Source organism: Leucobacter chromiisoli (assembly GCF_016522505.1).
Lineage (GTDB): Bacteria > Actinomycetota > Actinomycetes > Actinomycetales > Microbacteriaceae > Leucobacter > Leucobacter chromiisoli.
On the sequence record NZ_JAEHOH010000031.1, the window covers coordinates 1 to 13,246 of the forward strand.

General features: G+C 66.0%; 11 protein-coding genes and 2 pseudogenes. 5 read left to right on the forward strand and 8 right to left on the reverse strand.

The genetic code is table 11. The features are described 5' to 3' along the window. Positions 1-272, forward strand: a 272-nt coding sequence (locus JD276_RS15535; protein WP_200116579.1) for an integrase core domain-containing protein, incomplete at its 5' end; no start/stop codon positions are given. 337 nt (positions 273-609) lie between these two features. On the opposite strand, the gene JD276_RS15540 is transcribed toward JD276_RS15535, so the two are convergent. Both JD276_RS15540 and JD276_RS15545 read right to left on the reverse strand, forming a co-directional pair. After that, on the reverse strand, positions 610-1,365 hold the full coding sequence (locus JD276_RS15540) for a hypothetical protein (RefSeq protein ID WP_200116580.1): 756 nt from the start codon (positions 1,363-1,365) through the stop codon (positions 610-612). Positions 1,366-1,763: 398 nt separating this feature from the next. Beyond that, the gene (locus JD276_RS15545; RefSeq protein ID WP_167991112.1) at positions 1,764-2,705 is read right to left on the reverse strand and encodes a GlxA family transcriptional regulator; all 942 of its coding nucleotides are present in this window, start codon (positions 2,703-2,705) and stop codon (positions 1,764-1,766) included. 108 nt (positions 2,706-2,813) lie between these two features. Here JD276_RS15545 and JD276_RS15550 point away from each other — a divergent pair, with 108 nt between their 5' ends. Continuing rightward, positions 2,814-3,125 (forward strand): putative quinol monooxygenase, encoded by a 312-nt coding sequence (locus tag JD276_RS15550; RefSeq protein ID WP_200116581.1) that lies wholly within the window; start codon positions 2,814-2,816, stop codon positions 3,123-3,125. Positions 3,126-3,887: 762 nt separating this feature from the next. Beyond that, positions 3,888-4,154 (forward strand): annotated as a pseudogene (locus JD276_RS15555) (ISL3 family transposase); the annotation flags it as partial. A gap of 125 nt (positions 4,155-4,279) precedes the next feature. Here JD276_RS15555 and JD276_RS15560 read toward each other — a convergent pair. The 6 genes and pseudogenes from JD276_RS15560 to JD276_RS15585 all read right to left on the reverse strand — a co-directional run bounded on the left by JD276_RS15560 (position 4,280) and on the right by JD276_RS15585 (position 11,740). Continuing rightward, positions 4,280-5,410, reverse strand: a complete 1,131-nt coding sequence (locus tag JD276_RS15560) for an NAD(P)/FAD-dependent oxidoreductase (protein WP_200116582.1) — start codon at positions 5,408-5,410, stop codon at positions 4,280-4,282. 141 nt (positions 5,411-5,551) lie between these two features. Continuing rightward, positions 5,552-5,854: a putative quinol monooxygenase gene (locus tag JD276_RS15565; RefSeq protein ID WP_010155117.1), complete on the reverse strand. Its 303-nt coding sequence runs from the start codon at positions 5,852-5,854 to the stop codon at positions 5,552-5,554. Beyond that, on the reverse strand, positions 5,851-6,420 hold the full coding sequence (locus JD276_RS15570; RefSeq protein ID WP_200116583.1) for a type 1 glutamine amidotransferase domain-containing protein: 570 nt from the start codon (positions 6,418-6,420) through the stop codon (positions 5,851-5,853). The genes JD276_RS15565 and JD276_RS15570 overlap by 4 nt, the downstream gene beginning before the upstream one ends. 1 nt (position 6,421) lies before the next feature. After that, complete coding sequence (locus tag JD276_RS15575) at positions 6,422-7,588, reverse strand: glutathione-independent formaldehyde dehydrogenase (protein ID WP_200116584.1); 1,167 nt, start codon at positions 7,586-7,588, stop codon at positions 6,422-6,424. 234 nt (positions 7,589-7,822) lie between these two features. Then, positions 7,823-8,931 (reverse strand): annotated as a pseudogene (locus JD276_RS15580) (ISL3 family transposase). A 142-nt stretch (positions 8,932-9,073) separates the two neighbouring features. Beyond that, positions 9,074-11,740, reverse strand: a complete 2,667-nt coding sequence (locus tag JD276_RS15585; protein ID WP_200116585.1) for an excinuclease ABC subunit UvrA — start codon at positions 11,738-11,740, stop codon at positions 9,074-9,076. A 123-nt stretch (positions 11,741-11,863) separates the two neighbouring features. Between JD276_RS15585 and JD276_RS15590 the strand changes: the two genes are divergently transcribed. Both JD276_RS15590 and JD276_RS15595 read left to right on the forward strand, forming a co-directional pair. Next, complete coding sequence (locus JD276_RS15590) at positions 11,864-12,781, forward strand: recombinase zinc ribbon domain-containing protein (RefSeq protein ID WP_233615813.1); 918 nt, start codon at positions 11,864-11,866, stop codon at positions 12,779-12,781. Between the two features lie 11 nt (positions 12,782-12,792). Next, complete coding sequence (locus tag JD276_RS15595; protein ID WP_200116586.1) at positions 12,793-13,059, forward strand: hypothetical protein; 267 nt, start codon at positions 12,793-12,795, stop codon at positions 13,057-13,059. Positions 13,060-13,246: the final 187 nt, after the last annotated feature.

The window sequence follows — 13,246 nt, forward strand, 5'->3', positions numbered from 1 at the left end:
CCACGCCGTCGATTGGAACCGTCGGGGACAGCTACGACAACGCCCTGGCCGAGACGGTGAACGGCTACTACAAGGCCGAACTCGTCCGCGGACCCCCACGCACAGGGCCATGGAAGACGGTCGAGGATCTCGAGCTCGCGACGCTCGGCTGGGTGCACTGGCACAACACGCAGCGCCTCCACGGCTACCTCGGCGACGTCCCGCTCGCAGAGTTCGAGAACGCGTTCTATGCTGTCCCCAACGACCACAACCTGCTGGTCGGAATCAAATAGCGCGAGTCTCCATCAGACCCAGGGCGCTTCAAACGTAGGTGAGGCCATAGCTATCGTCGATAGTCAACGCGATGTCGTGATTTGGCATGGGACTCCCTTGCCACGAGATCACGCTTGACAGAAGAATCTCTGAGATTCTTGATCGGTTTGGCAGGACGTTCGTCGACCGGTTACCTGGCTGCATCCTTCTGCAGGCAGCACGCGACCATCCCATCGAGGCGCGGGTCGCTGCGCGAGGAGCAGTCGAGGAAAGATGGACCACCATGCGGCCCTACGGCTCCTACTCTCCGTGCTCGATGTGTTCCCAGAACGCGGGACAAAACTGCGAGAGAGGACTCTACGTGTTGCCGCCCTCATCCATTGCGGCGCGTGCCTGACGAGTGATCTCCTGCCGGTGAAGGTCTAGCTTTGGGACGAGCACGTAGATATCGCTCATGTCAATCTCTACTGTTCGATACTGCCCGACATCAAACGGCAGCTTGTCGCCAGTTCGGATTATCTGAACGACTGGTTTACGCGCCGCGTGCCGAAGCGCGAGTTCGTAGTACACATTCGGGTTCGCGAAGCTCAGGTCCGCGATAACAAGCGCCGCCTGTGCGATGTGCTCGATGACCTGGCCGGTGATCAGCCCCGGCTTGCTGATGCGGTCCGCCCGAACGACTTCGAGTTCCAGTCCCTCTAGCGCGGGCTCGATCAGCGACGAGAGCATGAGGTCTGCATGCTTGCGCTCGATCGAGTCAGCGGAGCCAATGGGCGACACGACAAAACAGGTCCTACTGAGCGCGCCGGAGGCCCTACCCTTGGTGCGTCCCTTGGACGACTTGGTCATCGTCGGCGATTCGGGCGCGAACGGAGTCGCAGCATCCGCGTTCTCCTTGCCCGCGAACTCGCCAGCTTCGGCCTCGTGATGATGTTCGATCCCATCGTCGCTGTCGTCGGGGAGCTGCTCGAGAACCGCCTCGATAGGGAGCAGATGTTCCGAGCCGGCGATCGTGCGGATCACACCGACCTCGCGAGCATTCGCGAGGAATGTCTCTACGCACTCGGCGGCATGATCCGCGTGTGCGCCTGCCTCCTTGGCGGCATCGCGCAAGACCTCAAGGCTCGGTAGCCGGTTGTTCGGCTCTTCCCAGATGAGGGTGTAGGTCGGCCGAGCGCGTCGGTCCGCAGATAGACGTCGAGGTCTCCCGACGATGGAGGTTCCTACGCCATCCATCCGAAAGACCTCGACGTGTCCGACGCTACCCCGCCGGCCGGCTTCGGCCGCCCTGACCTGACCGCCTTCGCGTCTCATCCCAATCGACCCTGATCGGGTCTGCTGATCCTCTCGACGAGAACGCAGCGACATCACAGCCACCCAACCCCGACCGTCCGGGAAGCCGGGGCACGTCGCATGGCCTGTGCTGCGGGCGTGTCGAGTGGGTCGTCCAGGGGCGACGCAGGAGCGTCGACGCGACGTGCTGAGAAGTGGTTCTAAGGCATGGCGATAGGTCAGGAACGGCGTCGCTCCCTGCGCAGGAGGGAACGCAGAGTCTCGGCGTTCGCGTAGCCGACCCGTAGCGCGATCTCGGCGGAGGTGAGGTCCGTGGTTGCTGAGAGGTGCCGAGCTCGTTCGATGCGAAGCCGTTGGACGAAGCCGAGCGGAGTGAGGTTGAGCGCCGCACGGACTCGTCGTTCGAGGGTGCGCCGGCTGGTGCCGAGCGACTGCGCGACGAAGGCGACGTTGAACGGTTCGTCCAGGCGGGCGCGCACGAAGCGTTCGAACTCGACGACGATCGGATCCTCGTGCCGGAGATGTTCGTAGGCGACGAAGGCCGCCTGCGACGGGCGCTCGTCGATGATGAGGAGCTTGGCGACATGTTGGGCCAGGTCGGGGCTGATCGATCGCACGAGTGAGAGCGCGAGGTCGATGTGGGCGAAGGCGGCGCCGGCGGTGACGAGGTTCCCGTCGACCACGACCATGGTGTCGAGATCGAGGGCGACGGTCGGATAGCGCTTCAGGAACTCCGGCCCCAGGAACCAGCTGGTCGTCGCCCGCCGATGATGCATCCGTCCGGTCTCGGCGACGGCGAACACGCCGGTGCACGCCGCGGCGATCCGGGTGGTCGCCTCGTCGAGGCGCCCGAGCGAGGCGATGACCGAACGAGCATCTCGGCTCTGGAGGACGTCGTTGGTAGCGGCGGCCGTAAGGGTTCCAAGCGCAGGGACGACGACCACGTCGAACTCTCCGGACTCCGACAGCGGGTGGTCCACCGACAGGGTCATCGATGCCGTCGTGGTCACTCGCCGTTTCGGTCCGAGGATGGCGAGTTCGATCGGGTCGATCCGCGGGTCGACATCGCCGCGGGCTCCGTCGGCCACCCGCACGATGTCGATGATCGACGCGATAGCCGAACCGAAGCAGCCGTCGATCGCGATCAGTCCGATACGCATGACGTAAACAATAGCAATACTGCCGTATACGCCACTCCCCACCGGCCCTCGCTCGTCATATGCTGAACTCGCTTCACCAAGAAACCTCGACACCTAGGAGAGTCCCTCATGTCCACACGCGCATCACTTCCGTATGCCTTCGTCGCCAAGATCGTCGCGGCCGATGGACAGCACGACGCGCTCGCCGATCTGCTCGCCGGCGCTGTCGCACTCGCCAACGAAGAAGTAGGAACGATTGTCTGGTTCGCGGTCAGGACCCACGCCGACACCTTCTGGATCTTCGATGCATTCCCCGACGAGGCCGCTCGCGACGCCCACGCCAACGGCGCCATCGTCGCAGCCCTGATGGCCAACCAGCACCTCCTCAGCGCAGCACCCGAGATCCTGGCGGCCGACGTCCTCGCGTCCAAGCTCCCGTAGTCCGCCAACGCACGAGACAATCGCGCCCCGCCGAGCCGTAGGACCCGACCGTCTCGACACCCGTACCACGTTGACGATCCCCGACGGGCCGATCACGCGGAGGCCAGGCAACACCAGGCGCAAGCCTGGAGCGGCACTGGTTCACCGGTGGTCATCGAGAGAGCCAGCGGTTCCATGGCAGCGCAACTGTGGCAACTTGCCCTCCGTCCCACTAGGCGCTGTGGGCGGGGCTTGGCTGCGATCCGTGGCCGTGACGGGAGACGCGTTGCGCGTCGCAGCGATGACGGGTCGTTGGCGTTCCGGGGCCGTTGCGTTCGTGCGCGCCGCGCGTGCGGCGTGGAGCATCTCGCTGCGCACACAACGATCACTGCGCCGACGCACCGTTGACACGTCGCACGTCCAGGTCACGACACAACGCCCCGCCGCGTTGCCAAGCGGAGCGAGGCCTACCGGCACACGGACAGGATGCCGGCCGCGAGCGCTCAGCCGGCGAGGGGTCCGTCGCAGAGGAGAGCGACGTCGGTGTCGGGCAGAGCCGTGAGGCCAGCGTATCGCGCGACCACCAGAACCGAACAGCCCCTGCCCTGCGTTTCCGCAGGTCAGGGGCTGTTCGCCGGAACCGCCTGTCGGAATCGAACCGACGACCTGATCAGGCTCATCCCAGATGAGGGTGTAGTTGGCGTCGGCGTGGCGGTCCCGGGATAGACGTCGAGGTCTCCCGAGGATGAAGGTTCCCACACGCTGCATCCGAGAGACCTCGACTTGTCCGACGCTACCGCCGGCGAGCGCTCTGGCGCGTTCGCCCGCCCTGACCTGACCACGTTCTGCCGCCTCGATGAGCTCGACCTCGTCGTGACCGGTCAACGCCTCGAGCCCGCGCGAGCGGTGCTCGCCTGCCGGGTCCTGACCCCTGATGAGTGGTGCCGACGCTGCGGCGCCGAGGGCGCTGCTCGGGACACGGTCATCCGTCGATTCGCGCACGAGCCGCTGGGGTGGCGACCCACCGTCCTTGAGGTCGCGGTGCGTCGTCGCGGACAAAGGTGTCGGTGCTTCCGCGGGCTACCTCACCGCCGCACTGCACGCAGCCACCAACGTGACCCCATCGTGACGAGTCCAGAATTGCGGGTCACCCCCCCGCGATTGGGAGACACGCCCTAGCTCTGGGCCTCGCCGAGGCGCGCTTCGTGCGTGAGCTCGGCGCGGAGACCGCCGCCGGTCGCAGCCCGGGCAAGAGCGCGACCCAGCGCAGGTGCCTGCTTGAACAAATTGTGACCGGCCACAAAAAGGACAGAGCCTGCCTCCCACACGGCCACGCCGTCCTCACTCCACGGGAGATCGGTCACCCAGCAGTGAAGGAATTCGCGCGGCTCTGGGTGGAGACCGGGCAGCGCCCGTGTCACGTATTCGCGTGCGCGTTCGTCCAACGATCGAATCGCCGCCGGGTCGATGAAAGTTCCGTCGTCGCGGACGCCGACGGTGTCGCTGAGTCCGACCGAATAGTTGCTGTTGCCCGGTAGCGGCGTCGCGTAGACGCCGACTTCGCCGAAGACGCCGCTGCTGTCCTGCAGGCACGCGACTCGTGCCGGGGCGGCGGCTTTCACGTCGAAGGTCAGCCTGACGTGTGCGGCAAGGCGAACCGGCAGCGACAGGCCGACGCTGCGTGCCAGGCGGGCGGTTTCGCGGCCGGCGCACACGACCACCTTGGAGTAGACAGCCCGGTCGGTGACGCTGCGCACCTCGACCGTCCCGTCGGCGCGGGGGTCGATGGAGATGACCTCACCGGTGGTGACCGCATCTGCGAGGGCACCCGTGAGTGCCGTGATCGCGGCGCGGGTGCGGATCGCGCCGCCCGACTCGTCGAGCACCGCTGGCCCCGAGTACCCAGCGAGCAGCGGCATCCGCTGGGCGACCTCGGCCGCGTCGATCTCGTGCGCTTCCACGCCGCCGATCTGGTCGAGCACCCGCAGCCGCGCCAGGGCGCTGTCTCCGATCGCCAGGACACCGTCTGATGAGACCAGCTCGACGTCGAAGTGTTCGGCCCACTCATCCCATACGCCGCGGCTTTCGCGCGCGAAAGCGACGAGTCGCGGGTCGTCGTGGGCATGCCGGAAGATCCGCGACTCGCCTGCGGACTGACCCGTCCCGGGCAAACCAGCCTCGTACAAGCGCACCGGCACGCCCTGCTCCCGCAGCGCGTACGCCGTCGACAGACCGACGATCCCGCCCCCGATCACTGCTACCTCGGGTGAACGCGTCGTGGCAACGCCGTCGTCAGTTCCTGTCATCGCGGTTCCCCGATCTGTTGGTGATTAGCGATAGGCCGCAAGAGAAGGGGCCGCTGCCACGACGTCAGCGGGCTGTGTAAGCCCGAAGTCACCGCGCGCAGCGACCCCTCATTTCTGGGCCAGTTCTCCCGGTCTGTGGTGTCAGGCGGGGAGTTTGGACCCCAGAACGTCGAGCTTCTCGATCGTCGGTTCGCTGAACAGTTTGCCGGTCTGCTCGCCGAGAGCGGTCGCAACTGCGCCGGACAGGTGCGCGTCGCGGCCGGCGTCATCGGGGAACACGTCGAAGATCCCGAATGAGGACGGGCCGAGACGGATCGCGAACCACGCGGTGGTCGCCGGCTCTTCCTCAACAAGCGCACGGCCGCTGTCAAGGAACTCCTTCACGTCGTCCTCCTTGCCGGGCAACGCGTCAAACCTGACCAGTAATCCCTTGGTCACACTCATGATGTCTCCTCTTCCTTTGTTGTGCTGCCCGCGAGTTGGGACACGATCGCTTCGGAGAACGCCGGCAGGTCCTCCGGCGAGCGGCTGGTGATGAGATTCTTGTCGACCACGACCTCCTGGTCGACGACGTTCGCGCCGGCATTGCGCAGATCCGTGCGGATGCTCGGGAAGGACGTCAGGGTGCGACCGGTGGCCACGCCGGCCTCGATCAACGTCCACGGTCCGTGACAGATCGCCGCCACGGGCTTGCCGCTTTCGACGAAGTCGCGGACGAAGGAAACGGCGTCCTTGTCGACCCGGAGTTGGTCGGGGTTCACCGTGCCGCCAGGAAGCAGCAGGGCGTCGTAGTCGCCCACCGAGGCGTCGGCGATCAACCCGTCGACGGTGAACGTGCCCGCTTCATCCAGGTCGTTCTTACGGGCCTTGATCTCGCCGTCGTGGATCGAGAGGACCTCGGTCTGAGCGCCGGCCCGTTCCAGTGCTTCGCGGGGTTGCTCGAGCTCGACGCGTTCGACTCCGTCGGCGGCGAGGATGGCGACTCTCTTGCTCTGTAGCGTCTCGGCCATATCAGTTCGCCTTCTTCTCGGTCGACATGCCGGGCTTGATGAGAACCTTGGTCCAACCCTTGGACCTGGCGTCGAAGTTCCTGTAGGCGTCGGCGGCTTGGTCCAGCGAGATTTCGTGGGAGACGATCCAGGAAGGGGTGGCCTTGCCGGCGGCGATCAAGTCTCGCAGCTGGCGGTTGTACCGCTTGACCGGGGCTTGACCGTTGCCCATGGTCTGCCCCTTGAACCAGTGAGTGCCGAAGTCGATGGCCGCCTTTCCCTGCTTGGCGAGGTCATCCTTGGCTCCGGGGTCCTGGGGGACGAACACGCCGACGGTGCCGATTCGTCCGGTGAAGCGCACCGCGTTGATGAGCATGTTCAGCGTGGCGGCGGTGTCCTCGTTGCCCTGGGGATCGTGGGCCTGGTAGCCCACGCATTCGCAACCACGGTCAGCTCCGAGCCCCATCGTCTCGTCCAGCACAGCCTGCACGGGGTCGACCTTGGAGTCGTCGATGGCAATCGCACCGATCTGCTCGGCCAGCGCGAGCCGGTCAGGATGGCGATCGACCACCATCACCTTTGCTGCGCCCTTGATCGTCGCGGACAGGGCGGCCATCAATCCGACCGGACCCGCCCCAGCGATCACAACGCTGTCGCCGGGCATCACGCCGGCCATCTCGGTGGCGTGGTAGCCGGTGGGGAAGATGTCAGAGAGCATGACGTAGTCGTTCTCCTTCTCCTCCGCATCTTCACCCAGGCGCAGTGCGTTGTGGTCGCCGAAGGGAACCCGGAGCAGCTCCGCTTGGCCTCCGCCGTACGGGCCCATGTCCGCAAATCCGTATGCCGCACCGGCGGCGGACGGGTCAGGCTGCGTGGTCAGGCAGTAATTCGTGAGACCGCGTTCGCAGTTCTTACAGAACCCGCACGAGATGTTGAACGGCAGCACAACCCGGTCTCCGACCCTGACCTTCTCCACGCCACTACCGACTTCGATGACCTCCCCCATGTTCTCGTGACCGAACGTCCGGCCTACTTCGAAGGAGGTCCGCCCCTCGTACATGTGGAGGTCCGAGCCGCAGATGTTCGTCGTCGTTACCCTGACCAGGACATCGGTGGGTCGCTCGATCTTCGCGTCCGGGACGTCCTTCGTGCTGACCTGACGGGGTCCCTCGTACACCACTGCTTTCATGTCTGCTCCGATCCGATTGCGTTGCTCGATGTCTTTCTGGCAAGGCCTCCGACGCCGGCCCCATCGCTAGACAGCCAACGCCCCCAGGAACCACGTGTCAAGGGGCTCGCCTTGGGTTGATGTGTAGCGATCGAGCCGGGATAATGCCCGGGTCCGCTGCTCGATCCCAGGGCATACGCTCTGTACACGCTTGCGGGGGTCGCGCCATTCGGGCTCTTCGCCGTCGAGCGTGGGTCATGCGAATAGCCCGCCGCCGATGAGCAGCATGCGCAGGCGGTAGTTGTCGCGGTTGCGGAAGCCGCGGGCGATGCGGCGGTGGAGCTCGATGAGGCCGTTGATGGCTTCGGTACCGCCGTTGTTCGCGCCGCCAGTGTCGAAGTAGCCGAGGAACTCGCGCTGCCAGATTCGGCTACCCATGCTCGCTTGAGCCTGGCGCGCTGCCGATCGGTGAGGTGTTCCTCGCCTGCGCGCAGCATGTTGCGGATCCCGTAGAGCGGGTCGCCCTTGCGGCCGCGGTGCCCGTGCATCTGCTGCTGCACGCGGCGTCGCACGTCGTCGACGACCTTGGTGCCAAGCTTCACGATGTGGAACGCGTCGAGGACCGCGCGGGCGTCCTCGAGCTGCTCATCGATGGTGTTCTTGAAGCCGCGGAACGGGTCGAGCGTCGCGATCTCCACCCGGTCGCGGAACGCCGGGCCGCGATCGTGCAGCCACGACCGGTACGCCTCGCCGGACCGGCCACGGACGAGATCGAGCAGCCTCGCCCGCGTGCGGCCGTGGACGTCGCGGGTGAGGTCGACCATGCCGGTGAGCTCCTTCGCCCCGCGCCCGCCGGAGCCGATCGGCCTCGTGGAGACGTGGTGCCAGATGTGCTCGTCCACGCCCAGCACGGTCACGTCATCGAACCTTGCCGGGTCGGCCTCGGCAGCTTCCAGCAGCGGCCGGATCATGTCCCAGACGGTCCGCCGGCCCGTGCCCAGCTGCCGCCGGATGCCGTTGACAGAGGCGTGCTCCCGGCGGATCTGCTCGATCGCCCACCATGCCGCCCGCCGCGTCAGCTTCGACCGCGGCGCTGCGACCGTCTCATCCTGTTCCAGGAAGGTCACGACCACGCAGGCCGGTTCGGGGCAGCGCCAGCGGCGCTTGCGCCAGAGCAGCCGGACCGGTCGACCCATCCCCGGCGCATCCACCAGCGGCACCGGCGCGCGGCCGTGACCGATCGCGAGCACGCCGCAGCCCGGGCAGCCGATCGGGCCCGGCGGCGACTCGACCGTCACGGTCAGCGCGTCGCGCCCGCGGCGCTCGACCGCGATCGCTCTTAGCCCGTCGAGACCGACCAGCAGGTCGTAGGCTCGGTCATCGTCGAGGTCCTCGCGATCAGATGAGGTAGAAGTCCTCTGATCCTCGGGGACCTCGACCCATCTCCCGAGCAGCCCCGGCTACCGGCGCGTCACCCGATACCCACACTCAACGGCGAAGAGCCGGTTATGCCCCTGACGTCAGCGTCGCGGCCTCGGCGAGGGCGGCGGCGAGATACGGTGCTGAAGCGCTGTTTCTCGACGCGGCGACCTCTGCTGGCGTTCCGGACGCGACCACTGTGCCTCCGTTGTCACCGGCTCCCGGCCCGAGATCGATCACAAAGTCGGCGGCGCCGACCACTCGCATGTCGAGTTCCACCATCACGACCGTGTTGCCGGCATCCACGAGAGTCTGGAGGTGCGTGACGAGCCGGTCCGCATCAGCGCAGTGCAAACCGGAGGTGGGCTCATCGAGCACGTAAAGAGCGTCACCGCGCTGCGCCCGTTGCAGCTCGGTGGCGAGCTTCACGCGTTGTGCTTCTCCACCCGACAACTCCGTAGCGGGCTGCCCCAAGCGCAGGTACCCGAGCCCGACATCGACCAGCGAGGTGAGCGAGCGCATCACATCGTACTCGCCGGCGAAGAAGTCGTGGGCCTCTTCGACGCTCATCGCGAGGATCTCCGCGATGTTGCGGCCTCGCCAGGTGATCTCCAGGGTGCTCGACTGATAGCGGGTGCCGTGACAGTCGGGGCACACGGTGTAGACCGAAGGCAGGAACAGCAGCTCGACCATCACGGAGCCTTCGCCTTCGCACGTCGGGCAGCGGCCGCCTGCGACGTTGAAGGAGAACCGACCGGGCTTGTACTCGCGCGCCCGAGCTTCGAGAGTCTCTGCGAACCGGCGGCGCACGTGATCGAAGAGCCCCGTGTAGGTGGCGACATTAGAGCGGGGGGTGCGGCCGATGGGCTTCTGATCTATGCTCACGACACGTCGGACCGTCGTGAGGTCGCCCTCGACCGACCCACCCAGTTCATCGGACTCGTCAGCGAGAAGCAGATCGCCGGCCTCTGCGTTGTCCTCCTCGATGCGACGGGTGTCTCCGTGCCTGGCACCGATGAGGGCTGGCAGGACCTGACTGACAAGGCTGGACTTCCCCGACCCGGACACGCCGGTGACCGCCGTGAGCGTCCCGAGCGGCAGAGCCACAGATACGTCCCGCAGGTTGTTGCGTGTGACGTGCTCCAACTGCAGCCAATCGTGGGCGGCACGGGGCTCGTGCGGTGGGAGGCCGCTGCCCCCGAAGATGTACCCGCGTGTCACAGAATCGTCGACGTCCGCGAGCCCGTCCGTGGGGCCGCTGTAGATCACGCGCCCGCCACGTTCACCCGCACCCGGACCGATGTCGACGAGCCAGTCCGCGTGCCGCATGACATCGACGGAGTGTTCCACGACGAAGAGGCTGTTGCCGCGCTGCTTGAGGCCGTCGAGGATACCCAGCAACCCGGTGACATCGTGCGGATGGAGACCGGCTGACGGCTCGTCGAGGACGTAGACGACACCGAACAACTCCGACGTGAGTTGCGTGGCGAGTCGAAGTCGTTGCAGTTCCCCGCCGGACAGCGTCGGCGTCGTACGGCTCAGCGAGAGGTAGCCGAGTCCGAGGTCGATGATGGGGCGCAGTCGGTCCAGCAGCTCGGCACCGAGGCGCGCTGCCGCGGCGCGCTTCTCGGCGGACCGATTCGGTGTGCGACGGACATCGGGTGCAGCGGAGTGCGCAGACCCGCCTGCAGCGACGCGTTGTGCGACGGCCTCGCGCCTGGTCTCGACGTCTATCGTTGCGCCGGAGGTCTCGTCCTCGAGGTCGGATTCAGCGACGACGGGCACGAGGAGTTCTGCCAACTCACGCAGCGGCAAAGCCGAGAAGTCGGCGATGTCCAGGCCTTCGAACGTGACCGTCAGCGCTTCGGGCTTGAGCTTCTTCCCCTGGCACACCGGGCACACCGCTGCGCTCATGAACTGGGCGACGCGGCGCTTCATCGACGCGCTCTTCGTGTTCGCGAACGTGTCGAGCACGTATCGTCGCGCGCCGACGAACGTGCCTGAGTAGCTCGGTTCGATCCCCGCTTGGATCGCCCGTCGAGCCTCAGCGAGCGTGAGTCGCGAGTGAACCGGGACGAACGGAGTCTCGTCGGTGTAGAGGATCCAGTCCCGATCCTTCTTTGGCAGATCTTTCCACGGCACATCCACGTCATAGCCGAGCGCGACCAGCACATCGCGCAGCTGGTGTCCGTGCCAGGCGGTCGGCCACGATGCGATGGCGCGTTCCCGGATGGTGAGTGAAGGATCGGGGACCATCCGCGCCTCGGTCACCTCGTAGACTCGTCCGATGCCGTGGCACTCGGGGCAGGCGCCCTGCACGGTGTTCGCGGAGAAGTCCTCGGCGTAGAGCATCGGCTGACCATCTGGGTACTCACCGGCTCGCGAGTACAGCATCCGAACCACACTCGACAGCGTGGTGATGCTGCCTACAGAGGAGCGCGCGCTGCGCACTCCGCGCTGCTGCTGCAGCGCGACGGCGGGCGGCATCCCAGTGATGGAGTCGACGTCGGGGACGCCCGCCTGGTCGATCAGTCGCCGCGCGTACGGGGCAACTGACTCCAAGTAGCGCCGCTGCGACTCCGCGTACAACGTACCGAAAGCCAACGAGGATTTCCCCGAACCGGACACGCCCGTGAACACAACCATCGCATCGCGCGGGACGGTGAGATCGACGTCCTTGAGGTTGTGTTCCCGGGCACCACGCACCCGGACATCAGGCTGGACATGCGCGGACGCTGAGGCGAAGTCATCCATTTTGGAACTGTACCAAGCGGGTCTCGTGGTAAGCAGGTTCATCGACCGTGGGAGGCAAGATGATGCGGCTGTCTACCGGCTCTTCAAGGTTCGTGGTGAAGGGCGCTTCGTCGCGGTGACGTGATGGGGCTCGTGGCCCTGCTGAGATTGGTGTTGCTAGTGCTGACCGCGGATCAGTGTGCCGTCGAGGCGACCCGAGTTCACGGCCACTACCTCCAGGGCACCATCCATCGCGGGCAGTGCGGTTCCCGACTCATCGTCTCCAACGCGAAGAACCGCCATGGGAACGTGTACTGCTACTTCGTGTGCTCCGGTCGGCACTCCAAGCGCACCGACTGCACGCGCCAGGCGATACTCATCGAAGACCTCGAGAAGCTCGTCGAGGAGTACTACACCCGCGTCCAGATCACGCCGGCCCAGCAGGATGCCCTCGCAGGGATGCTCCATCATGAGTTCGATCGGCTCATGGCTGCCGAGACCGAGGAACTGGAACGCCTCAGCACCAACCGCGATCGGCTCGAAGGCGAGCAGGACCGGCTCATGCAGGCGCACTACGCCGACGCCAGAGCTCACCTCGACGACGCCCTCGGCCTGCTCGCCAACTGCGCCGACATCTACACCCGCTGCGACGACACCAACCGGCGCCTGTGCAACCAGGCATTCTTCACGAAGGTCTTCATCGACGAGGACAACGAGCTGCGGGTCGAGCACAACCGGCCCTTCGAGATGCTCCTTGATCCGCAAGTCAACGCGAATGCCCTGACCTGGGCCGCAGACGCCAACAAGGCCCGAACCTCGGCCAGCGTTTCCGTTGGCAAGGGTTCGAGCCTTATGCGTGGGGTGGGCCTAAGGGGATTCGAACCCCTGACCTTCTCACTGCGAACCTGGCCCGCCCATCGCTACCTGGCACCACTCGCCAGCCATCAGCCTCACTCGTCCCGAGCGGCGGATCGTGGCGCCCTCACCGCTTCCATCAGAGCTTTGGGATGGCGGCACGCACCTGTCGTGAAGGGCATGAACAAGACCCGCCCGACGATCTAAGGAGAAGCAACATGCGTTTCGACAACGAGGAGGCTCGGCTCCACACGGTGCGAGGGTTCGCGTACCTCCTCGAGGACCGCGATCGCTGGGCGGAGTTCCTCACCACCGCCGCACAGGAGGCCCCTGCGCTCTGGAGCTTCCTGAAGTTCGCGACCGAGGCGTACGACCGGTTCTGGGAGAGCATCAATAGCGCAGACGGGTTCGCGCCTGATCAGGTCGTCGCCGAGTTGCAGGCAGTGCTCACTTGTATGGCGAGTCCTGAGCGTTCCGAGCAGTGACGCCATCCGATCCTCCGGCCACTCCGCCGTATGGCGTTCCCCACTCTGAGCACCGCGGTGGGGTGTGTCCGATTAACGGTGGATCTGGCCGAGCGCATCGTTAGTTGATTCGGCCTTCGAAGGCTATCGCGAACGCGTTCAGCGCCGGCTTCCACCTCGTCGCCCAGCGTGCCCGACCGCGCCCGGT

Excerpts from the sequence above, each read along its gene's own strand:
- JD276_RS15565 (WP_010155117.1), bottom strand. The coding sequence starts at position 5,854 with ATGAGTGTGACCAAGGGATTACTGGTCAGGTTTGACGCGTTGCCCGGC.
- JD276_RS15585 (WP_200116585.1), bottom strand. The coding sequence starts at position 11,740 with ATGGATGACTTCGCCTCAGCGTCCGCGCATGTCCAGCCTGATGTCCGG.
- JD276_RS15595 (WP_200116586.1), top strand. The coding sequence starts at position 12,793 with ATGCGTTTCGACAACGAGGAGGCTCGGCTCCACACGGTGCGAGGGTTC.
- JD276_RS15570 (WP_200116583.1), bottom strand. The coding sequence starts at position 6,420 with ATGGCCGAGACGCTACAGAGCAAGAGAGTCGCCATCCTCGCCGCCGAC.
- JD276_RS15590 (WP_233615813.1), top strand. The coding sequence starts at position 11,864 with ATGGGGCTCGTGGCCCTGCTGAGATTGGTGTTGCTAGTGCTGACCGCG.
- JD276_RS15575 (WP_200116584.1), bottom strand. The coding sequence starts at position 7,588 with ATGAAAGCAGTGGTGTACGAGGGACCCCGTCAGGTCAGCACGAAGGAC.
- JD276_RS15560 (WP_200116582.1), bottom strand. The coding sequence starts at position 5,410 with ATGACAGGAACTGACGACGGCGTTGCCACGACGCGTTCACCCGAGGTA.
- JD276_RS15550 (WP_200116581.1), top strand. The coding sequence starts at position 2,814 with ATGTCCACACGCGCATCACTTCCGTATGCCTTCGTCGCCAAGATCGTC.
- JD276_RS15545 (WP_167991112.1), bottom strand. The coding sequence starts at position 2,705 with ATGCGTATCGGACTGATCGCGATCGACGGCTGCTTCGGTTCGGCTATC.